Consider the following 18,265-nt stretch of genomic DNA (forward strand, 5'->3'; position numbering starts at 1 on the left):
CACACCCTTTTCCAAGTTGAGTCTGACAGGCTCAACCACGGGTGTAAGCAAGTAATTCCCGGCGTCTGCCGGCGTTCGCTGACGGTGAAATCAGGCCGTCAGCAGCTCGCCGATCTGGCGCAGACCAGTCAGATCGTGCACATCGTCGGCCAGCGCGGGCACCTCTACGGTCCGGATCGAGCGGTGACCTCGTCGGAACCGTTCGGCCCGCTTGTGCTCGCCTACGACCTGCTGCATCTTGTCCGCGTGCAACCGCAGTACGGCGGCCGTCAGCGGTGACTTGTCCGCTTCTTCGAGCTTCTCGGCTGCAGCGAGTGACCGCTCCGCCGACAATTCCGTGGCCTGCGAGTTCGTCACGCGGTTCAGCACGACGCCGGCCAGCGGCATTCCCTCGGCCCGGAGCCGTTCCGCGAAGTACGACGCCTCTCGCAGCGCATCGTTCTGCGGCGCGGCCACGACCAGGAACGAGGTGTGCGGCTCCCGGAGCAGCGCGACCGTCTGCTCGGCCCGCTGCCGGAACCCGCCGAACAACGTGTCGAACGCCGCCACGAACGTCTGTACGTCGGTCAGCACCTGAGCGCCGAGGACCTTGTTCAGCACCGACATCGCCATGTTCACGCCGGCCGACATCAGCTTGAACGGGCCACGCGCCGGCGCCAGCAACAGCCTGAGAAAACGTCCTTCGAGCAGCGACGCCAACCGCTCCGGCGCGTCCAGGAAGTCCAGCGCCGACCGCGACGGGGGAGTGTCCACCACGATCAGGTCCCACTCGCCGGTCCGCTCGGCCTGCTTGTGCAGCTGCCCGAGCTTCTCCATCGCCATGTACTCCTGCGTGCCCGCGAACGACGAGGAAAGCGCTTGATAGAAGGGATTCGCGAGAATCTGCTCGGCCTTCTCCGGCGTCGCGTGCTGCAGGACGACGTCGTCGAACGTCCGCTTCATGTCGAGCATCATCGCGTCCAGCCGGCCGCCGTTCTTCGCGTTCACCTCCGCCACCGCGCGCGGGGTGTTGTCGAGCTCGGTCAGCCCCAGCGACTGCGCCAGCCGCCGAGCCGGGTCGATTGTCAGTACGACGACCTTCCGCCCGCGCTCTGCCGCACGCAGCCCGAGTGCGGCCGCCGTCGTGGTCTTACCCACGCCGCCGGACCCGCAGGTGACGATGATGCGCGTGTCGGCGTCGTCGATGAGCGCGTCCAGATCCAGATTCATGCCCGGAACTCCTCAGCCAAGTCGAGCAGGGTGCCTTGGTCGATCCCGTCCGGCTGCAGCGTCAGCTCGTTCACCTGTTTGCCCAGGGCATCGATCCGGTCGCGGTTCTCGCGTTCGAGCCCGACCCGGATCGCGTGGTCGTGCGCCTCGCTCGCGAGCGTCTCCACCAGGTCGTCGCCGATCGTCAGGCCGGCCGCCTTCAGACCTCTGGTCAGGTCGGCGGTGGGCAGTTTCTCCTTCACCGCAAGGGCAAGCGCCTCGTCGTCGAGCGGGCTGTTGCGAACCATGTTCACCACGATCGACCCGATCCGCAGGTCCAGCGCCTCCAGTTGCCCGACCGCGTCGAGGGTCTCCTGGACCGGCATCTCCTCGAGCAGCGTGACCAGGTGGATCCGCGTGATGTCCGAGCGCAGCATGCCCATGATCGCGTCCGCCTGGTTGCGGATCGGTCCGACCTTGGCGAGTCCGGCGACCTCGGTGTTCACGTTCAGGAACGGCGCGATCCGCCCGGTCGGCGGGGCGTCCACCACGACGGCGTCGTACGCGAGCTTTCCCTGCACCTTGCGGCGGGTGGCCTCGTACACCTTGCCGGTGAGCAGTACGTCGCGGAGCCCGGGGGCGATCGTGGTGACGAAGTCGATCGCACCGACCTTCTCGAGCGCCTTCCCCGCGCGGCCGAGGTGGTAGTACATGTCGAGGTACTCCAGCAGCGCGGCCTCGGCGTCGACGGCCAGCGCGAACACCTCACCGCCGCCGGGGCCGTGCGCGATCCGGCGTTCGACGTACGGCAGGGGTGGTACGTCGAAGAGCTGGGCGAGCCCCTGACGCCCCTCGACCTCGACCAGCAGGATCCGCTTGCCCTGCTCCGCCAGCGCGAGCGCCATGGCGGCCGCGACGGTGGTCTTCCCGGTGCCGCCCTTGCCGGTCACCACGTGCAGTCGCGCCATAGGTCCCAGGGTAGGACGTGTCGCGCGACACACCGTTAGAGTCCCCTTCATGAAGAAGTTCGAGTACTTCACCGCGCCGCTGCTGGTCCACTCGACCAAGGAGATCCTGGACAACTTCGGCCAGGACGGCTGGGAGCTGGTCCAGGTCGTCCCGGGCATGAACCCGGAGAACCTGGTCGCCTACTTCAAGCGGGAGATCGAGGACAAATGAGCCACCCCGAGGAGAAGCTCGCCGAGCTCGGCCTGAAGCTGCCCGAGGTGGCCAAGCCGGTCGCCGCGTACGTCCCGGCCGTCCGGACCGGTGACCTGGTCTACACGTCCGGCCAGCTGCCACTGCGCGAGGGCACGCTGATCGCCACCGGCAAGGTCGGCGACGCGGTGACGGCGGAGGTCGCGAGCGAGTGCGCCCAGCAGTGCGCGCTGAACGCCCTGGCCGCGGTCAAGGCGCAGATCGGCGACCTGGGGAACGTGAAGCGGATCGTGAAAGCGGTTGCATTCATCGCCTCCACGCCGGACTTCACCGGCCAGCCGCAGGTCGCGAACGGCGCCTCCGAGCTGTTCGGCCAGGTCTTCGGCGACGCCGGGCAGCACGCCCGCAGCGCCGTCGGCGTCCCGGTCCTCCCGCTCGACGCCCCGGTCGAGATCGAACTGATCGTCGAGGTCGGCTGACCGCTCGTGCGGGACCTGAAGTCGCACCTGATGACCGGCCGAATGGCCGAGGTCGCCCTCGAGTACGCCGAAGGCACCCGAACACCGGCCGAACCCCGCCCGGCCTCCACGGTGATCCTGCTCCGCGACGCACCGCGCCCGGAGGTTTATCTGCTGCGGCGGCAGCGGACGATGGCGTTTGCTGCTGGGATGACCGTGTTTCCGGGTGGGCGGGTCGACGCGACGGATTCAACGGTCGCCGACTCCTGGTCTGGCCCCTCGCCGGAATGGTTCAGCGAGCGGCTCGGGTGCTCCGCAGACACGGCAGCCGCGTACGTCGCGGCCGCGGTGCGGGAGACCTTCGAGGAGTCCGGCGTACTGCTCGCCGGCCCGACCCCGGACGCGGTGGTGGAGGACACCACCGGAGCCGACTGGGAGGCCGACCGGGTCGCCCTGGAAACCCGCGAGTTGGGGTTCTCGGAGTTCCTGCACCGGCGCGGGCTGGTCCTGCGCGCCGACCTGCTCGGCCCCTGGGCGCACTGGATCACCCCGGAGTTCGAGCCCAAGCGGTACGACACCGCGTTCTTCGTCGCCGCGCTCCCGGCCGGGCAGGTCACCCGGGACGTGACGAGCGAGTCCGACCAGGTCACCTGGATCCGCCCGGCGGACGCGGTCGCGGCCGTCGACGCGGGCGAGGTGCTGATGCTGCCCCCGACGTACATCTGCTGCCACGAACTCTCGCCGTACGACGATGTCGCGGGGATCCTCGCCGCGGCCGGCGAGCGGGAGATCCGGGCGATCATGCCCACCGTGCGCGTCGACGGCGACCAGGCCTATCTGGAGACCACATGAACGTCACCGAGTACGCCACGCTGGTGCGGGCCGACAACCCCGGCGTGATGACGCTGGACGGCACCAACACCTGGATCCTCCGCGCCCCGGACGCGGAGCGGTCGGTGGTCGTCGACCCCGGCCCGATGCTGGAGGACCACCTCCGCGCGGTCCTGGACGCTGCCGGCAAGGTCGCCGTCGTACTGCTGACGCACAAGCACCCGGACCACTCCGAGGGCGCCGCGTGGTTCGCCAACCAGGCCGGCTGCGGCGTACGGGCGGTGGATCCCGAGTTCCGGATCCCCACCGACCACGCCCACGGCCTGGCCGAGGGCGACGTGATCACCGCCGACGGCCTCCGGATCGAGGTCCTCCCGACGCCCGGCCACACCCTCGACTCGGTCTGCTTCTGGCTGCCCCAGGACGGCTCGCTCCTCACCGGAGACACCGTCCTCGGCCGCGGTACGTCGGTCGTCGCGTACCCGGACGGTGCCCTGGGCCCCTACCTCGACTCCCTCGAGCGCCTCCGAGCCTTCGCGAACTCCCCAGCCGACGTACGCCGCCTGCTCCCCGGCCACGGCCCCGTCATCGACGACCCGTCCGACGTCCTCACGTACTACCTGGACCACCGCCAAGACCGCCTCAACCAGGTCCGAGCGGCGATCGCCGAAGGCCACACCACCCCCGAATCGATCGTCGAACACGTCTACGCCGACGTACCCCAATCCCTCTGGCCCGCCGCCGAACGCTCGGTGCGCGCTCAGCTCGACTATCTCAAATAGGGGGTTGCCCCCTGAGCTACCGGCTTGCCCCCTCAGATTCTCAGGAGGCAACCCTCCACCTGAGGGGATACCCCCTGAGCGGGAGTTATCCACAGGTGACGTCGAGCGGCAGCGGCCGTGGGGTGGATCGGCACATGCTTGGTGGGTGAATCCGAAGTTGAAGCTGCTCGCGGAGAAGCAGGGCGGGGTGTACAGCCGCCGTCAGGCCGCGGATTGCGGTTATACCCGGGGGCAGATCCACGACCGGATCCAGGACGGCCGCTGGGAGCGGATCCGCCACGGGCAGTACGCCGAGGCGGTCGAGCTGAGCCTGCTCCCGCCGTGGGACCAGGACCTTCTGAAGCATCGCCGCCTCGTCCATGCGGTGATGAACTCAATGCGCCCGAGCACCGTTGCCGTGAGCCATCAGTCCGCCCTGGTGCTGTACGGCGTACCGCTGTGGGGCCCGGACCTCGCGGAAGTGCACGTCAGTCGCCTGGACCGGCACCGCGGCGGCCGGATCGCGGGCGTTCGGCACCATCGCGGCAAGCTCACCGACGCGGACCTGACTGTGGTCGCCGGCCTCCCCACGACGACGATGCCGCGGGCCCTGTTCGAGACGGCGTGTACGTCGTCCTTCGAAGCGGCCGTGGTCAGCGCGGACGCCGTACGGCGTGATCATCCGATCAGCGAGGCCGCCGTACAGCGGTTGCTGCAGGTCACCGAGTTCTGGCCGGGTAGCGCGGCGGCGCGAGCGGCCCTGAATTTCAGCGATCCGTTGTCGGAGTCGGTCGGCGAGTCGCGCTTGCGAGTGCTGCTGCACACCCACGGCCTTCCGGCGCCGGTGCTCCAGGCGGTGTTCAACGATGCCGCCGGCTTCATCGGCCGGGTCGACTTCTTCTTCGCGGCCGAGCGGACGGTGGTCGAGTTCGACGGCCTGCTCAAGTACGGCGACGGCGCGCGGGACACGCTGATCCGGGAAAAGTTGCGGGAGGACCGCCTCCGCGCCCTCGGACTACAGATCGTGCGCGTCACCTGGGCGGATCTCAACCACCCCGAGCGACTGATCGCACGCATCCGCCAAGCCTTCGCCCGCGCCTGACTCCCTCGGTTGCCCACTGAAATGCAGGGTTGCCCCCCTCAGATTCTCAGTAGGCAACCCTCCAACTAAGGGGATGACCACCGAGTTGGAGGGTTCGCCCCGGCGGGGGCGGGAGGTGGGGGGTGGGTTAGCGGGCGCGGCGTTGGAGGCGGTCTACGTCGAGGAGGACTACTGAGCGGGGCTCGAGGCGGACCCAGCCGCGGGAGGCGAAGTCGGCGAGGGCCTTGTTGACGGTTTCGCGGGAGGCGCCGACCAGCTGGGCGAGCTCCTCCTGGGTGAGGTCGTGGTGGACGTGCACGCCGTCGTCGGCGGTGCGGCCGAAGCGGCTGGCGAGGTCCAGGAGGGCCTTCGCGACCCGGCCCGGTACGTCGGAGAAGACCAGGTCGGCCACCACGTCGGAGACCTTGCGCAGCCGGCCGGCCAGTTGCAGCAGCAGGCCGCGGGCGACCGCCGGACGGCCGTCGAGCCAGCGGAGCAGCTCGTCGTGGGTCAGCGACATCAGCTGGGCGTCGGTGACGGCGGTGACCGTCGCGGACCGCGGTCCCGGGTCGAACAGCGACAGCTCACCGAACATCTGGCCCGGCCCGAGGACGGCGATCAGGTTCTCCCGGCCGTCGGCGGAGGTGCGGCCCAGCTTGACCTTGCCCTCGACCACGACGAACAGCCGGTCACCGGAATCGCCCTCGTGGAACAGCACCTGGCCGCGGCGCAGCCGGCTCTCGGTCATCGAGGCGGCCAGGGCGTCGGCCGCCTCGTCGTCGAGCTGACTGAACAGCGGTGCCTGTCGGAGCACTGCGGCATCCACTTCTGGGCCTCCTAGGACCTTCGACCACGACTACGAACGTGGGATCCGCCACGTCCGTCGACCGATATGTGTACACCCGGTCGCCCCAAAACCGTAGCTCCTCGGGTATCGGCACCGCCATGTAGGCTCGCCCCGACTCGCCGGAGCACCACACAGTGTGCGCCTCGGCACTCTCCGTAAACACCGACCCGCCGGGTTCCTCACCTTGAGGGCCGACGAGGCTCTGCCCGCCTTGCTGGCGGACGAGCAGGCCGGTCGCACGAAGCTCTGGATGGCCGACACCGATTGGGCCGCGTACGGCGACCTGCGCGTACGCCGTACCGAACCCGGCCGGGCTGAGATCGCGCTGGCGTGCTGGCACGTCTACACGGACCTGGCCCGGTACGTCGGGAACAACCCACCCAACGACGCCGAGACCGAGCTGGCGCCCGAGGGTACGGCGGTCGTGGACCTCGCGCTGACCGTCGGAGTCATGAATGACCTGGCGGCTCGGTGGGAGGCGGTCGGCGTGCCGCGGCCGCTGGACAACGGCAGTCATCTCGCTGTCGTCGTGCCGCTGCCGACGTCCTAGCCGGGCGGCGCGGGCTGTCGGCGGGCGGACGTAGGCTGGCCTGCATGCCATCCCCGCTTGCCGCGGAACCAGTCCCGGGAGCCCTCCCGACGGTCTCGCTGAACCTCCCCCGCAAGGCCCCTGTGTACGTCGACGAGACGCATACCCAGCTGGTGCGCCGGGCCCGGAAAATGCACAAGGTCCTGACCGAGACCTACCCCGACGCGCACTGTGAGCTGGACTTCACCACCCCGCTCGAGTTGCTGGTGGCCACCATTCTCTCGGCCCAGACCACCGACGTCACGGTGAACAAGGTGACCCCGACGCTGTTCGCGAAGTACCCGACCGCGCAGGCGTACGCCGAGGCCGACCGGGACGAGATGGAGGCGATCCTCAAACCGACCGGCTTCTTCCGGGCGAAGACCAACAGCGTGATGAAACTCGGCCAGGCGCTCGTCGACGACTACGACGGCGTCGTACCGAACAAGCTCGCGGAGCTCGTGAAGCTGCCCGGCACCGGCCGGAAGACGGCGAACGTGGTCCTCGGCAACGCGTTCGGCGTCCCGGGGATCACCGTCGACACGCATTTCGGCCGCCTGGTCCGCCGGTTCGGCTGGACCGCGGAGGAGGATCCGGTCAAGGTCGAGCACATCATCGGCGACCTGTTCCCGAAGAAGGACTGGACGATGCTGTCGCACCGGCTGATCTTCCACGGCCGCCGGCGCTGCCACGCGAAGAAGCCGGCCTGCGGCGCGTGCCCGATCGCCCAGTGGTGCCCGTCGTACGGCACCGGCCCCACGAACCCCGAGGCCGCGGCGAAGCTGGTGAAGGTCCCCGCGTGAACCGTTCGCTCCGCCGCGCGCGACCGCTCCTGGGAGGGGCGGTCGTGTTGGTGCTGTCGGTGACACTGGCGGCGTGTGGATCGGAGCGAGCTGGTGACAGCGGTACGCCGTCGTCCGGGCGGAGCACGGTGGCTGGTGCGGACAAGCTCAAGGCCTGCCCGTCGGCGCCCTCGAAGCCTCCGGTCAGCAACGGGCTGCCGGAGATCACGCTGCCGTGTCTCGGCAGCGGTCCGGACGTCCGGCTCGCCGATCTCCGGGGGCCGCTGGTGATCAACGTGTGGGCGCAGTGGTGCGGCCCGTGCCGCGACGAAGCGCCGTACCTGGCCGCTCTCGCGAAGTCGGGCAAGGTGACGATGCTGGGGATCGACTACGACGACCCGCGGCCGGAGCTCGCGGTGAAGTTCGCCGGCGAGGAGGGCCTGGCCTATCCGCATGTGATCGACCAGGACAAGGCGATCCAGCGGGCGCTGAAGGTCGGCGGCCCGCCGCTGACCGCGTTCGTCGACGACAAGGGCGAGGTCGCCCACGTGCACCACGGCGTACTGACGTCCCAGCAGCAGCTCGACACGTTGCTCAAGGAGAAGCTCGGGGTGACGCGATGATCTTCTCCGACGTCGGGATCCCGGACTGGCTGCAGCCGCTGGCGAAGGCCTCCGAGGACGTGGATCCGCACGTGTTGTCCCGGTTCCTGCCGCCGGACGACCCGTCGGTGCGGAAGTCCGCCGTCCTGATCTTGCTTGCTGACGGCAACGACGGGCCGGAGGTGCTGCTCACCGAGCGGGCCTGGACGCTGCGCAGGCATGCCGGGCAGATGGCGTTCCCCGGCGGCGGCGCGGACCCGGAGGACGGCCCCGGGGAGAGTGGTCTGGTCCGTACGGCGCTGCGCGAGGCCGAGGAGGAGACGGGCCTCGACCCGGACGGCGTCGTACCGTTCGCGATCTGGCCGGCGCTCTGGGTGCCGGTGAGCAACTTCGGCGTGTCGCCCGTGCTGGCCTGGTGGCGGGAGCCGTCGCCGGTCGCGGTGGTCGACCCGGCCGAGGTCGCGTCCGTGCACGAGGTGCCGATCAGCGCGCTCGCCGACCCGGTGAACCGGATCAGCTGCCTGCATCCGAGCGGTTTCACCGGCCCGGCATTCACTGTCGGTGACCTCTACATCTGGGGGTTCACGGCCGGGTTGCTGGACAAAATGCTGCAGCTCGGCGGTTGGTACCGCGACTGGGACCCCTCGCACGTCGTACCGTTGCCCGACCGACTGGTCGAGGCGGCCTGGCGGAGCGAGGGACGACGGCCGGAGGACGTGCGGCGGATGACCGCCATCGAGCACGATCTCGGCCAGGCGCCAGGTGACAAGTCGGAAGGCGTGGAATGAGCTTGCTCGACTGGGTGGTGGTGGGTGCGGCGGTAGCGCTGGCCATCTCGGGGTACGTCGAGGGCTTCGTCGTCGGAGCGTGCGCCACGCTCGGCCTGCTCGGCGGTGCGGCACTCGGCGTCTGGGGAGTCCCCAAGGCGCTCGACCACTTCTCACCGAGCGTCACGGTGTCGTTCGTCGCGCTGTTGCTGGTAGTGGCGCTCGCATCGCTCGGGCGATGGCGTGCCGCCGTGATCGGCGCCTGGTTACGCAACAAGATGTCGTGGCGGCCGGTGCGCTTCCTGGACGCACTCGCCGGCGCGGCGCTGGCGGCCGCGTCGGCGCTGATCGTCGCGTGGGTGCTCGGGGTCGCGGTGAGCGGCGCCCGGATCCCGAGCGTCACGTCCGCCGTCCGCGGGTCCGAGGTGCTCGCGAAGGTCGACGAAATCCTGCCGCAGAGCGCCGATCGCGCGTTGCAGTCGTTCAACGACGTGGTCAACACGGACCTGTTCCCGCGGTTCCTCGACCCGTTCGTGCCGGAGCGGATCCGGGAGACGCAGCCGCCGGACAGCGCGATCGCCCGGCAGCAGTTGGTCCGCGACGCGTACACCCGGATCGCCAAGGTCACCGGCGTCGCCAGCTGCTCGCGCGGCCTGGAGGGCAGCGGATTCGTCTACGCGCCGAAGCGCGTGATGACCAACGCCCACGTCGTCGCCGGGGTCACCTCGCCGCAGGTCGAGGTGAACGGGAAGAAGTACGACGCCAAGGTCGTGGTGTTCGACCCGGAGACCGACATCGCGGTCCTGTACGTGCCGAAGATGACCGAGACGCCGCTCTCGTTCGACCTCACCGGTAAGGCCGACGACCCGGCCGTCGTGCTCGGCTACCCGGAGAACGGCCCGTTCGACTCCGAGCCGGCACGGATCCGCTCCGAGGAACGGCTCCGCGGCCCGGACATCTACGGCGACAAGACGGTCACCCGCGAGGCGTTCTCGATCTGGGCCTCGGTCCGCCCGGGCAACTCCGGCGGCCCGCTGCTGTCCGCGAAGGGCGTCGTGTACGGCGTGGTCTTCGCGGCCTCCGTCGAGGACAACCGCACCGGCTACGTCCTCACCGCCCAGCAAGTCGCCGCGGACGCCCGCGCCGGCACGTCCGCCACCCAAGAGGTCTCCACGCAATCCTGCACCTGATGCAGCAGGTCGTGGTGGTCACCGCGTTGAAGGACTGTGGCGGTGACAGCGAGTGAGGTGGGGCGTGAGTTGTCGTTCGACGAACTGGTAGCGGCGAACGAGCAACGGTTGCTGCGGTTCGCCGTCATGCTGACGGGCGGACGGCACAGTGCGGAGGACCTGGTCCAGACCGTCTTCACGCGGGCGTACCGCAAGTGGAGCCGGATCAGTGAGGTCGATCAGCCCGAGGCCTATCTGCGCCGGATGGTGCTCAACGAGTTCCTCAGCTGGCGACGACTGCTGAAGCACGGCGAGCTGCCGGTCGCGGAGCCCCACGACGTACCCACCGACGAGGACATCGGCACCCGCCAGGCCCAGCGCGACGCCGTCTGGCGGCTCCTGGCCGGGCTGCCCCGCAAGCAGCGCGCCGTGCTCGTCCTGCGGTACTACGAGGACCTTCCGGACGACGAGATCGGCAAGCTTCTCGACGTCACCCCGAGCACCGTCCGATCCAACGCATCCCGAGCCCTGGCGGCTCTTCGCGACCAACTGCCCGCAGAGGAGGCCTGACATGACGAAGCCGACCCGGCTGACCGACGACGAGCTCGGCGACCTCCTGCGGGAAACCTTCGCCGAGCACGAGACCCTGACCGATCACTTGCCCGCGGCAACCAGGCGCCGAAGCCCGGCCCCGATCCTGCTCGCGGCCGCCGCCGTCCTCGCTGTCCTGGTCGGAGTCCTGTACGGCGTCCATCGCCCGGACCGCTCCGATCCGCCACCGGCGGCGACGCCGGCGGTCGCCGATGACGGACTCATCTGGGCTGCCGCCGTCGTCGCGATCGCGCGCCGGGTCGAGCCCGCTGACGGCTGGCAGACCGTGCAGGTGTCCGGGCAGGGTCAGCGTGCGTACACCCAAAAGTCGAACGCATCCCCGGCTCCGGTCGTGACGTTCTCCGCCGCCGCGAAGGCGCGGATCGAGGAGGCGGTCCGGCCGCTGGCGACGGTCGCGTGGGGTGGCGACGACACCTCCTGCACCGCCCGACGGGTTGCGATGGTCACACTCGGCCCCGTGGTGAGCAAGGCCGACCACAAGGAAGTGCACGCCAGCATCTTCTACGACTGTGGCCGCGGCTCGATCCTGACCTACCGGATCGAGGACGTGGACGGCAGCTGGAAGGTCATCGGCACCGTCGGCAGCGTCACCGGCGTTCTGCCCGCGGGTGGATGTCCGTCAGCCAGTCCACGAGAAGGGTGTTGAACAGGTCTGGGGCTTCCTCGTGGGGGAAGTGGCCGGCGGGGGTGATGAGCTCGTGGCGCAGTGGTGCTGTGACCAGGTCCGGGGGTGTGGTCACCGTGGGGGACACCGCTGCGTCCCGTGCTCCGTGGAGTTGCAGGACGGGTACGGCGACCGGCGTACGCATCTTGGCCGAATACTTCCGCCCGTCCGGCCGCAACCGGGAGCGGGCGAACCACCGGTGATACTCAAGAGCGCAGTGCGGCGCCGGCCAGACCTGCAGAGCGGCCCGGTAGCGTCGTGACGCCTCGGCGTCCGGGAAGGTCCCGCCGGGCGCGGCCCAGGCGCGGAGCAGGCGCTCGATATGGATGCCGTCCTGTGCCAGCAGCCGGCGCTCGGGCAGGATCGGCAGCTGGAACCACGCGCTCCGCGTCAGCGCCTTCGCCTGGCCGGAGCGAGTGAGTAACAGCGGGTGCGGCGCCGACACGGCAGCCAGCCCTCGGACCTGCCGCGGCGTGAGTACGGCGGCCGACCACCCGATGAACCCGCCCCACCCGTGCCCGACGATCACCGCGTCCGTGGCGCCGAGCGACCGGATCACGCCGGACACGTCGGCGGCCGCGGTGTACGGGTCATAACCACGAGGCGTCTTGTCGCTGGCGCCGTACCCACGCAGGTCCATCGCCACCGCGCGGTATCCGGCGGCCGCGACGACGGGCAGTTGATGCCGCCAGGCCCACCAGAACTCGGGGAAGCCGTGCAGGAACAGGACGAGCGGATCGTTCGCGGCACCGCACTCCGCGACGTGGAACCGGGCCCCGTTGGCCGCGACCAGTGAGTGCGACCAGGGGCCGTCGACCAGGAGGTCGACGACTCCTGCCGGGCTCAGCGCCGTACGCCCGGTTCAGGCAAGGCGTACGTCTCGTCGTCGCCCTTGCCGATCGCCTTGAGGGCCTCGACCGACTCCTTCGAGGTCTCGATCGCCCGCGTCGGACCCTTGGCGCTCTTCAGCGCCCGCATCCCGATGAACACCAGGATCGCGCCGATCAGCAGGAACGCGCCGGCGACGATCAGGAACGCGATGGCCGGGTGCAGCCCCGCCGCGGTCAGGCCGTACGCCGCGGAGATGCACAGCAGGATGACCGCGAGCAGCGCCAGGAACGCTGCCGCCGCAAACATCCCGGCTCCGGTTCCGGCCGCGATCGCGGTCTTCTTCAGCTCGGTCTTCGCGAGTTCGATCTCGCTGCGGACCAGGCTGGACAGGTCCTTGCTGGCATTCGCGACCAGCTGGCCGACCGTGGGCTCGTCCCCGTTCATCGACATCGCGACTCCTTCCCGCACGTCCGTGCCCCGACACTACCGCCCGTACCCGCGGGTCAATCGGTGTACGCGCGGTTCCGGCGAGCCAGGAGCAGCGCGGCGATCAATGCGGCCAGCACCGAGGCGATCAGTACGGCGGCCTTCGCGCGCTCGACCTGGGCGGCGTCCGACCCGAACGCGAGCTGCGCGATCAGCAGCGCGACCGTGAACCCGATGCCGGCCAGCACCGACACCGCCGCGACGTCCCGCCAGGCCAGATCGGAGTTCAGCTCGGCCCGGGTGAAGCGCGCGGTCAGCCACGATCCGCCGAACACCCCGATCGCCTTCCCGACCAGCAGTCCGGCGACGATGCCGATCGCGACCGGGTCGGTGAGCAGTTGCCGTACGGCGCTGCCGCTCAGGGTCACCCCGGCCGCGAACAACGCGAACAGCGGTACGGCGACCGCCGCGGACCACGGCCGCAGCCGGTGCTCGATCCGCTCGGCCGGCGCCTCGTCCTCACTGGGATCCGCGACCACCCGCGTGACGAGCCCGAGCGCGACACCGGCGATCGTTGCGTGGATCCCCGACTCGTGCATGAACCACCAGGCCGCGATGGCGATCGGCACGTAGAGGAACGGCGTACGGACGCGGCGGCGCTGGAGGACGTACCAGAGCGCGATCAGGGCAACTGCGGCGAGCAGTTGGAGCAGGTGGAATCCGTGCGAGAAGAACACGGCGATCACCAGGATCGCGCCGAAGTCGTCGACCACGGCGAGTGTCAGCAGGAACGCCCGTAGCGCGCTCGGCAGCGACGAGCCGACGATTGCCAGCACGGCGAGTGCGAACGCGATATCGGTTGCCGTCGGCACCGCCCAGCCGTGCGGCTTGCCGTCGTTCATCACCAGGTTGGTGACCAGGTAGATGATTGCCGGGAGCACCATTCCGGCGATCGCCGCGACCACCGGGACGACGGCCTCGTTGAGCTTCGACAGGGTCCCGACCACCAGCTCGCGCTTCAGTTCGACCCCGGCCAGGTAAAAGAACAGCGTCAGCGCGCCGTCGGACGCCCAGGCCTCGACGGTGAGCGGACCGAGCTGTGCGTCGCGGACGTGGTGGTACGCGTCCTGCCAGGGCGAGTTCGCCCAGACCAGCGCGACCACGGCCGCAGCGAGCAGTAGCAGACCGCCGGTCGTCTCGGCGCGCAGCGTATCGGCGAGAAAGGCTCGCTCACGGCCGAGAATGCGGGGGAATGCGCGCTTACGCTGCCGGATCCGTGGGTGCTCGCTCATGGACGGCCCTTCGTTCGGGGTCGGTCGGACGATTGCCGACCAGACTTCCCGGCGCACCAACGCCATTCTAACGGCGCTGGCGGCACTTGCTAGCTGATCCAGACCAGCGGGTCCGGGCCCTTCGGGACGATGCCGGTCGGGTTGATGTTGTCGTGGGTGACGTAGTAGTGCCGCTTGATCTGGTCGAAGTCGACGGTCTCGCCGAAGCCGGGGAGCTGGTACAGGCGGCGCGCGTACGCCCACAGGTTCGGGAACTCGGTGAGCTTCTGGCGGTTGCACTTGAAGTGCCCGTGGTACACCGCGTCGAAGCGGACCAGTGTGGTGAACAGCCGGACGTCCACCTCGCGGAACGTGTCGCCGAGGAGATAGGTGCGGTCTTTCAACCGATCTTCCAGTACGTCGAGACGCGCGAACAGGACGTCGTACGCCGCGTCGTACGCCTCCTGGCTGGTCGCGAAACCACAGCGGTAGACGCCGTTGTTCACGTCCCGGTAGATCTCCTCGATCAACTGGTCCATCTCCGCGCGATCGGCCGGGATCAGCTGCGGGGCGTCGATCTTATGGAAGTCGGTCCACTCGGTGGAGAGGTCGAGAGTGATCTGCGGGTAGTCGTTCGTGACAACCTCGCCGGTCGTGGTGTCGACGATCGCGGGCACCGTCACGCGGCCGTCGTACGACGGGTCGGTGCGCAGGTACGCCTCGGACAGGTACGCGAGGCCGAGCACCGGGTCGCGATCGTCCGGGTCGAGCGTGAATCGCCAGCCGCGCTCGTCGCGGACCGGGTCCACGACCGCGAGGCTGATCGCGTCCTCGAGGCCGAGCAGCCGGCGGACGATGATCGAGCGGTGCGCCCACGGGCAGGCCAGGCTGACGACCAACCGGTACCGACCCGGCTCGACCGGCCAGCGGCCCTGATCGTCCGGGCCTTCGCCGGGTGCTGCCGTGGAGTCCCGGGAGATCCGGCCGGTGAATCTGTTGCCCTGCCGCTTCCACTCACCGGTCGTCGACGTCTCCTGCACGAACTGTCCCGGGGTCATAACGTTAAACTTACCCCCGCTGGGAATTGGCTGAGCCTGTGGATGGTCACTGGCCGTGAAGTGGTACCGGACGTTACAGTCAGGCTGACAAGGTGGTCCGGGACAACGTGGTCGCGGGCTCTTTGCGCGGTAAGACACACCGCGGCCCCGCGCCCCCCGGCACTGGTTTGCCGGGCAGATTCCCAGGGATACTGACCTCATGGCCCGCCCACGGAACAACCCCGGCGATCTCGCCGAGCTCCCCACCGAGCTGCGGCCCGATCGTCCGAAGGGTGACCAGATTCGCGAGATTCTGGAGAACCTCACCCGCTCGCTGGCCGTCGGCACCGTGCTGCCGTCCGAGCGCGTCCTCGCCGAGCGTTTCGGCGTCGCCCGGATGACCGTCCGGCAGGAGGTCGACCGCGTCGTGGCCGAGGGCCTGGCCAATCGCCGCCCCGGCGGCGGCACCTTCGTCGCGGAGCCGCGCCCGTCCCGGATGCTCGCGTCGTCGTTCAGCCAGGACATGATCAACCGCGGCATCGAGCCCGGCGCCAAGGTCCTCGAACACCGCGTCGGCGCGGCGGACGAGCACCTCGCCCGCGAGCTCGAGGAGCCGATCGGTACGCCGGTCCTGCACCTGGTCCGCCTCCGCACCGCCGACGGCGACCCGATGGCGATCGAACGCACCGCCCTCTCCCTGAACCGCTACCCCGGCCTCGACGAGATCGACTTCGCCGAGAAGTCCCTCTACACGATCCTCGCCACGCGGTACGGCGTCACGCTGGGCATGGTCTCCGCCTCCATCGTCGCCGCCCCACCCGAACCAGGCGACGCCGAACTCCTGGAGATCGACAACTCCACCCCCTGCCTCATCATCACCTCGGCCCCCCGCACCGCCACCGACCAGGTCATTGAGTTCGGCCGCTCCATCTACCGCTCAGACCGCTACGACATAACAGTCGCCTACCGCGCCACCTGACTAGACGTTCAGGCTGCGGAGGACGTTGGGGGTTTGGCCGTGTTCGGTCAAGCGGGTGACTACTTCTACGGTGAGGGCCTGGAGGAGTAGGGCGCCTACCAGGGTGGAGGTGGCGCCGGTGGGTTCCGGGGTGCCGGGGATCTTGATGAGGGCGTCGCCTGGTACGCCGCAGTTGTCTATGACGACGTCGGCGGTTTCGAAGAGGCGTTGGCCGTCGGGGGCTCGCGAGGTCGTGGCGTTCGAGTGGGCCAGTGAGGTCAGGGCGATGACCTTCACGCCGCGTTCGCGGGCGCCGAGGGCGAACTCGACGGGTACGGCGTTGCGCCCGGAGTTCGACGCGATGAGGAGTACGTCGCCCGCCTCCAGCGGATTGATCTCCAGGAGTACGTCGGCCAGGCCTGGGAGGCGTTCGAGGAGCGAGCTCTTCTGCAGGCCCTCGTGCAGCATCAGTCCCGGTTCGAGGATCGCCCGTACGTCGGCCAGCCCGCCGGCTCGCCCGTACAGCTCCTCGGCCAGCGTGTGACTGTGCCCCGTCCCGAAGACCCAGAACCGCTTCCCGTCGGCGAGCGCATCGGCGACCAGCCCCGCCGCCACCCGGATCGCGCCCAGTTGCGTCTCGGCCGCCTGCTGCGCGATCGCCAACGCCTTACCCAGGTACTCCTCAGCCCCAGCCATACGCCGAACCTATCGTCCGTACGTCGGCGCCCGCGACCCACCCATCTAGACCACTACCCCGATCGCCGCGCGGTGGTGCTCCGGGTGGTCTACCTCGTCGACGAGCGCGACCGCGAAGTCGGCGTACGAGATCAGCTCCCGCGCATCCGCCGGCGCGACGCGATACCTGCCTTGGCGGGACGGATCGGCGTGGTCGAAGTCCCCGGTCGGCGCGATCGACACCCAGTCGAGGGACGACGCCGCGAACACGTCCAGCACCGCCTGGTGGGCGAGGAAGAACGAGCGGTACTCCCGCGGATATCCCTCGGTGTCCATCAGCAATGTCCCGTCCGAGGTCGGGAGGATCGACGCCAGCCCGACCCACACAAGCCGTCGTACGTCGGCCTTCTCGAGCCCGTCGACGAGCGCCCGCGCAGCCCGCGCGAAGAACTCACCCGGGTCGCTCCCGCCGTCGTACACCCCCGCGATCACCGCGTCGCAACCCACCGCCAACTCCGCAACCCGCCCCGCGTCCGTCACATCTCCAACGACCAGCCCGGCAGACGTCGTGCGGGCGACACCGACCACGGAGTGCCCGCGGTTCTGGGCCTCCGCGACGGCCGCCGACCCGGCGCGTCCGCGGGCGCCGATCACCAGAATCTTGCTCACCGCAACCTCCTCGACAAAGTGGTACGGCGACCGTAGAAGCGAGGGTGGTTACCGATTGGATACCGTGGTGAGCATGGCGGCGCTGCGAGCGGACATGTTCGAGGAGATCTGCCCGTCGACGCTGCTCCCGTTCCGGATCGGCACCGACAAATGGGCGGGTATGGTGCTGCGCTGCCTGGAGGACGGCCCGCGCCGGTACTCCGAGCTGCGCGTCCCGCTGGCCCGGATCAGCCCGAAAATGCTGACCCAGTCGCTGCGGGGACTCGAGCGCGACGGGTTCATCAAGCGGACGGAATGCGAGCGCCGCGTCACCTACGAGCTCACCGACCTCGGGCGCAGCCTGCTCGAACCGTTGCGGCTGATGTGCGCCTGGGCCGAGGACCACTGGGACGAACTTCTGGACGCCAAAGAATCGTAGGTCCAGCCAACGTCCCGGGAAGCGAACCGTTGACGACCTAGACTGCGCGGGTGGATGAGCAGACCCCGACCGCCCTGACCGAATTGCCGAGCTGGTTGCTGACCCAGAGTGCGGGCCAGGCGCACCGGATCGTCACCGAGTCGTTCGCCGCCGGAGGTGCGCGGGCGTACCACTTCCGGCTGCTCGCGACGCTGGTGGAGTTCGGGCCGGCCAGTCAGGCGACCCTCGGGCGGCGCAGCTCGATCGACCGCAGCGATGTGGTTGCCGCGCTCAACGAACTCGAAGCCGACGGGTACGTCGAACGCAGCGCCGACCCGGCCGACGGCCGCCGGAACGTCATCACGATCACCACGGCCGGCAAGCGCCAGTACCGGCGGCTGACGACCCTGGTCGGCAAGGCGCAGGAAGAGATTTTCGCTCCGCTGTCAGCCACCGACCGTACCCGGCTGACCACGATCCTCGGCAAGCTGCTCACCTACCACCAGGAGTAGT

At 69.5% G+C, this 18,265-nt stretch carries 24 protein-coding genes; 15 read left to right on the forward strand and 9 right to left on the reverse strand.

The genetic code is table 11. From position 1 onward, the window contains the following. Window positions 1-90 precede the first annotated feature (90 nt). Together ACLJOO_RS20955 and ACLJOO_RS20960 are read right to left on the reverse strand one after the other, a co-directional pair. Window positions 91-1,209 carry an ArsA family ATPase gene (locus tag ACLJOO_RS20955; protein WP_410788899.1) on the reverse strand — a complete coding sequence of 373 codons (1,119 nt, stop codon included), beginning with the start codon at window positions 1,207-1,209 and terminating at the stop codon, window positions 91-93. Next, entirely contained in the window at window positions 1,206-2,156 is a 951-nt protein-coding gene (locus ACLJOO_RS20960) for an ArsA-related P-loop ATPase (protein ID WP_410788900.1), read from the reverse strand. Before ACLJOO_RS20960 ends, ACLJOO_RS20955 begins: the two co-directional genes overlap by 4 nt. Window positions 2,157-2,205: 49 nt before the next feature. On the opposite strand from ACLJOO_RS20960, the gene ACLJOO_RS20965 reads away from it, so the two are divergent. The 5 genes from ACLJOO_RS20965 (at window position 2,206) to ACLJOO_RS20985 (ending at window position 5,498) form a co-directional block, all read left to right on the forward strand. Beyond that, the gene (locus tag ACLJOO_RS20965) at window positions 2,206-2,367 is read left to right on the forward strand and encodes a DUF4177 domain-containing protein (RefSeq protein WP_130386959.1); all 162 of its coding nucleotides are present in this window, start codon (window positions 2,206-2,208) and stop codon (window positions 2,365-2,367) included. Beyond that, a complete protein-coding gene (locus ACLJOO_RS20970) occupies window positions 2,364-2,825 on the forward strand; it encodes a RidA family protein (RefSeq protein WP_410788901.1) in 462 nt (153 codons plus the stop codon). The genes ACLJOO_RS20965 and ACLJOO_RS20970 overlap by 4 nt, the downstream gene beginning before the upstream one ends. Window positions 2,826-2,831: 6 nt before the next feature. After that, window positions 2,832-3,656, forward strand: a complete 825-nt coding sequence (locus ACLJOO_RS20975; RefSeq protein ID WP_410788902.1) for an NUDIX hydrolase — start codon at window positions 2,832-2,834, stop codon at window positions 3,654-3,656. After that, window positions 3,653-4,417, forward strand: a complete 765-nt coding sequence (locus tag ACLJOO_RS20980) for an MBL fold metallo-hydrolase (protein ID WP_410788903.1) — start codon at window positions 3,653-3,655, stop codon at window positions 4,415-4,417. Before ACLJOO_RS20975 ends, ACLJOO_RS20980 begins: the two co-directional genes overlap by 4 nt. A 145-nt stretch (window positions 4,418-4,562) precedes the next feature. Next, window positions 4,563-5,498, forward strand: coding sequence for a type IV toxin-antitoxin system AbiEi family antitoxin domain-containing protein (locus ACLJOO_RS20985; protein ID WP_410788904.1), 936 nt, complete (start codon window positions 4,563-4,565; stop codon window positions 5,496-5,498). 127 nt (window positions 5,499-5,625) lie between these two features. Here the strand turns inward: ACLJOO_RS20985 and ACLJOO_RS20990 are convergent, their stop codons facing one another. After that, the gene (locus ACLJOO_RS20990; protein ID WP_130386963.1) at window positions 5,626-6,303 is read right to left on the reverse strand and encodes a Crp/Fnr family transcriptional regulator; all 678 of its coding nucleotides are present in this window, start codon (window positions 6,301-6,303) and stop codon (window positions 5,626-5,628) included. A 205-nt stretch (window positions 6,304-6,508) separates the two neighbouring features. On the opposite strand from ACLJOO_RS20990, the gene ACLJOO_RS20995 reads away from it, so the two are divergent. Genes ACLJOO_RS20995 through ACLJOO_RS21025 form a run of 7 tightly spaced genes read left to right on the forward strand, consistent with a single transcriptional unit; the run spans window position 6,509 to window position 11,470 of the window. Beyond that, window positions 6,509-6,874, forward strand: a complete 366-nt coding sequence (locus tag ACLJOO_RS20995; protein ID WP_410788905.1) for a hypothetical protein — start codon at window positions 6,509-6,511, stop codon at window positions 6,872-6,874. A gap of 44 nt (window positions 6,875-6,918) precedes the next feature. Continuing rightward, window positions 6,919-7,695, forward strand: coding sequence for an endonuclease III (gene nth, locus ACLJOO_RS21000; RefSeq protein WP_410788906.1), 777 nt, complete (start codon window positions 6,919-6,921; stop codon window positions 7,693-7,695). Continuing rightward, the gene (locus ACLJOO_RS21005; protein WP_410788907.1) at window positions 7,692-8,297 is read left to right on the forward strand and encodes a TlpA family protein disulfide reductase; all 606 of its coding nucleotides are present in this window, start codon (window positions 7,692-7,694) and stop codon (window positions 8,295-8,297) included. Before nth ends, ACLJOO_RS21005 begins: the two co-directional genes overlap by 4 nt. Further along, window positions 8,294-9,064 carry an NUDIX hydrolase gene (locus ACLJOO_RS21010; RefSeq protein ID WP_410788908.1) on the forward strand — a complete coding sequence of 257 codons (771 nt, stop codon included), beginning with the start codon at window positions 8,294-8,296 and terminating at the stop codon, window positions 9,062-9,064. Before ACLJOO_RS21005 ends, ACLJOO_RS21010 begins: the two co-directional genes overlap by 4 nt. Continuing rightward, on the forward strand, window positions 9,061-10,233 hold the full coding sequence (locus ACLJOO_RS21015) for a MarP family serine protease (protein WP_410788909.1): 1,173 nt from the start codon (window positions 9,061-9,063) through the stop codon (window positions 10,231-10,233). Before ACLJOO_RS21010 ends, ACLJOO_RS21015 begins: the two co-directional genes overlap by 4 nt. 42 nt (window positions 10,234-10,275) lie before the next feature. Further along, window positions 10,276-10,782 (forward strand): SigE family RNA polymerase sigma factor, encoded by a 507-nt coding sequence (locus ACLJOO_RS21020; RefSeq protein WP_410788910.1) that lies wholly within the window; start codon window positions 10,276-10,278, stop codon window positions 10,780-10,782. A 1-nt stretch (window position 10,783) separates the two neighbouring features. After that, entirely contained in the window at window positions 10,784-11,470 is a 687-nt protein-coding gene (locus ACLJOO_RS21025; RefSeq protein ID WP_410788912.1) for a hypothetical protein, read from the forward strand. On the opposite strand, the gene ACLJOO_RS21030 is transcribed toward ACLJOO_RS21025, so the two are convergent. From ACLJOO_RS21030 to ACLJOO_RS21045, 4 genes are all read right to left on the reverse strand, one after another. Beyond that, window positions 11,412-12,335, reverse strand: a complete 924-nt coding sequence (locus ACLJOO_RS21030) for an alpha/beta fold hydrolase (protein WP_410789943.1) — start codon at window positions 12,333-12,335, stop codon at window positions 11,412-11,414. The two genes, ACLJOO_RS21025 and ACLJOO_RS21030, sit on opposite strands and share 59 nt — an antisense overlap. Next, window positions 12,332-12,769, reverse strand: a complete 438-nt coding sequence (locus ACLJOO_RS21035; RefSeq protein WP_410788913.1) for a phage holin family protein — start codon at window positions 12,767-12,769, stop codon at window positions 12,332-12,334. Before ACLJOO_RS21035 ends, ACLJOO_RS21030 begins: the two co-directional genes overlap by 4 nt. 53 nt (window positions 12,770-12,822) lie before the next feature. Next, a complete protein-coding gene (gene nhaA, locus ACLJOO_RS21040) occupies window positions 12,823-14,037 on the reverse strand; it encodes a Na+/H+ antiporter NhaA (RefSeq protein WP_410788914.1) in 1,215 nt (404 codons plus the stop codon). An 89-nt stretch (window positions 14,038-14,126) separates the two neighbouring features. Then, window positions 14,127-15,074: a glutathione S-transferase family protein gene (locus tag ACLJOO_RS21045; protein ID WP_410788915.1), complete on the reverse strand. Its 948-nt coding sequence runs from the start codon at window positions 15,072-15,074 to the stop codon at window positions 14,127-14,129. A gap of 199 nt (window positions 15,075-15,273) precedes the next feature. Here ACLJOO_RS21045 and ACLJOO_RS21050 point away from each other — a divergent pair, with 199 nt between their 5' ends. Beyond that, complete coding sequence (locus tag ACLJOO_RS21050) at window positions 15,274-16,032, forward strand: GntR family transcriptional regulator (RefSeq protein ID WP_410788916.1); 759 nt, start codon at window positions 15,274-15,276, stop codon at window positions 16,030-16,032. Here the strand turns inward: ACLJOO_RS21050 and ACLJOO_RS21055 are convergent, their stop codons facing one another. Next, window positions 16,033-16,707 carry an SIS domain-containing protein gene (locus ACLJOO_RS21055; protein ID WP_410788917.1) on the reverse strand — a complete coding sequence of 225 codons (675 nt, stop codon included), beginning with the start codon at window positions 16,705-16,707 and terminating at the stop codon, window positions 16,033-16,035. Between the two features lie 45 nt (window positions 16,708-16,752). After that, entirely contained in the window at window positions 16,753-17,355 is a 603-nt protein-coding gene (locus ACLJOO_RS21060) for an NAD(P)-dependent oxidoreductase (RefSeq protein ID WP_410788918.1), read from the reverse strand. A gap of 73 nt (window positions 17,356-17,428) precedes the next feature. Between ACLJOO_RS21060 and ACLJOO_RS21065 the strand changes: the two genes are divergently transcribed. Both ACLJOO_RS21065 and ACLJOO_RS21070 read left to right on the forward strand, forming a co-directional pair. Continuing rightward, window positions 17,429-17,773 (forward strand): winged helix-turn-helix transcriptional regulator, encoded by a 345-nt coding sequence (locus tag ACLJOO_RS21065; protein ID WP_410788919.1) that lies wholly within the window; start codon window positions 17,429-17,431, stop codon window positions 17,771-17,773. A gap of 50 nt (window positions 17,774-17,823) precedes the next feature. Then, on the forward strand, window positions 17,824-18,264 hold the full coding sequence (locus ACLJOO_RS21070; protein WP_410788920.1) for a MarR family winged helix-turn-helix transcriptional regulator: 441 nt from the start codon (window positions 17,824-17,826) through the stop codon (window positions 18,262-18,264). Window position 18,265 lies beyond the last annotated feature (1 nt).

Source organism: Kribbella sp. C-35 (assembly GCF_046549195.1).
Taxonomy (GTDB): Bacteria; Actinomycetota; Actinomycetes; order Propionibacteriales; family Kribbellaceae; genus Kribbella.

What these genes read in the sequence shown, in the direction of transcription:
- ACLJOO_RS20960 (WP_410788900.1), bottom strand. Translation starts at nt 2,156, where the DNA reads ATGGCGCGACTGCACGTGGTGACCGGCAAGGGCGGCACCGGGAAGACC.
- ACLJOO_RS21025 (WP_410788912.1), top strand. Translation starts at nt 10,784, where the DNA reads ATGACGAAGCCGACCCGGCTGACCGACGACGAGCTCGGCGACCTCCTG.
- nhaA (WP_410788914.1), bottom strand. Translation starts at nt 14,037, where the DNA reads ATGAGCGAGCACCCACGGATCCGGCAGCGTAAGCGCGCATTCCCCCGC.
- ACLJOO_RS20980 (WP_410788903.1), top strand. Translation starts at nt 3,653, where the DNA reads ATGAACGTCACCGAGTACGCCACGCTGGTGCGGGCCGACAACCCCGGC.
- ACLJOO_RS21065 (WP_410788919.1), top strand. Translation starts at nt 17,429, where the DNA reads ATGGCGGCGCTGCGAGCGGACATGTTCGAGGAGATCTGCCCGTCGACG.
- ACLJOO_RS21015 (WP_410788909.1), top strand. Translation starts at nt 9,061, where the DNA reads ATGAGCTTGCTCGACTGGGTGGTGGTGGGTGCGGCGGTAGCGCTGGCC.
- ACLJOO_RS20970 (WP_410788901.1), top strand. Translation starts at nt 2,364, where the DNA reads ATGAGCCACCCCGAGGAGAAGCTCGCCGAGCTCGGCCTGAAGCTGCCC.
- ACLJOO_RS20965 (WP_130386959.1), top strand. Translation starts at nt 2,206, where the DNA reads ATGAAGAAGTTCGAGTACTTCACCGCGCCGCTGCTGGTCCACTCGACC.
- ACLJOO_RS21010 (WP_410788908.1), top strand. Translation starts at nt 8,294, where the DNA reads ATGATCTTCTCCGACGTCGGGATCCCGGACTGGCTGCAGCCGCTGGCG.
- ACLJOO_RS21035 (WP_410788913.1), bottom strand. Translation starts at nt 12,769, where the DNA reads ATGTCGATGAACGGGGACGAGCCCACGGTCGGCCAGCTGGTCGCGAAT.
- ACLJOO_RS21045 (WP_410788915.1), bottom strand. Translation starts at nt 15,074, where the DNA reads ATGACCCCGGGACAGTTCGTGCAGGAGACGTCGACGACCGGTGAGTGG.
- ACLJOO_RS21055 (WP_410788917.1), bottom strand. Translation starts at nt 16,707, where the DNA reads ATGGCTGGGGCTGAGGAGTACCTGGGTAAGGCGTTGGCGATCGCGCAG.
- nth (WP_410788906.1), top strand. Translation starts at nt 6,919, where the DNA reads ATGCCATCCCCGCTTGCCGCGGAACCAGTCCCGGGAGCCCTCCCGACG.
- ACLJOO_RS21050 (WP_410788916.1), top strand. Translation starts at nt 15,274, where the DNA reads ATGGCCCGCCCACGGAACAACCCCGGCGATCTCGCCGAGCTCCCCACC.
- ACLJOO_RS20955 (WP_410788899.1), bottom strand. Translation starts at nt 1,209, where the DNA reads ATGAATCTGGATCTGGACGCGCTCATCGACGACGCCGACACGCGCATC.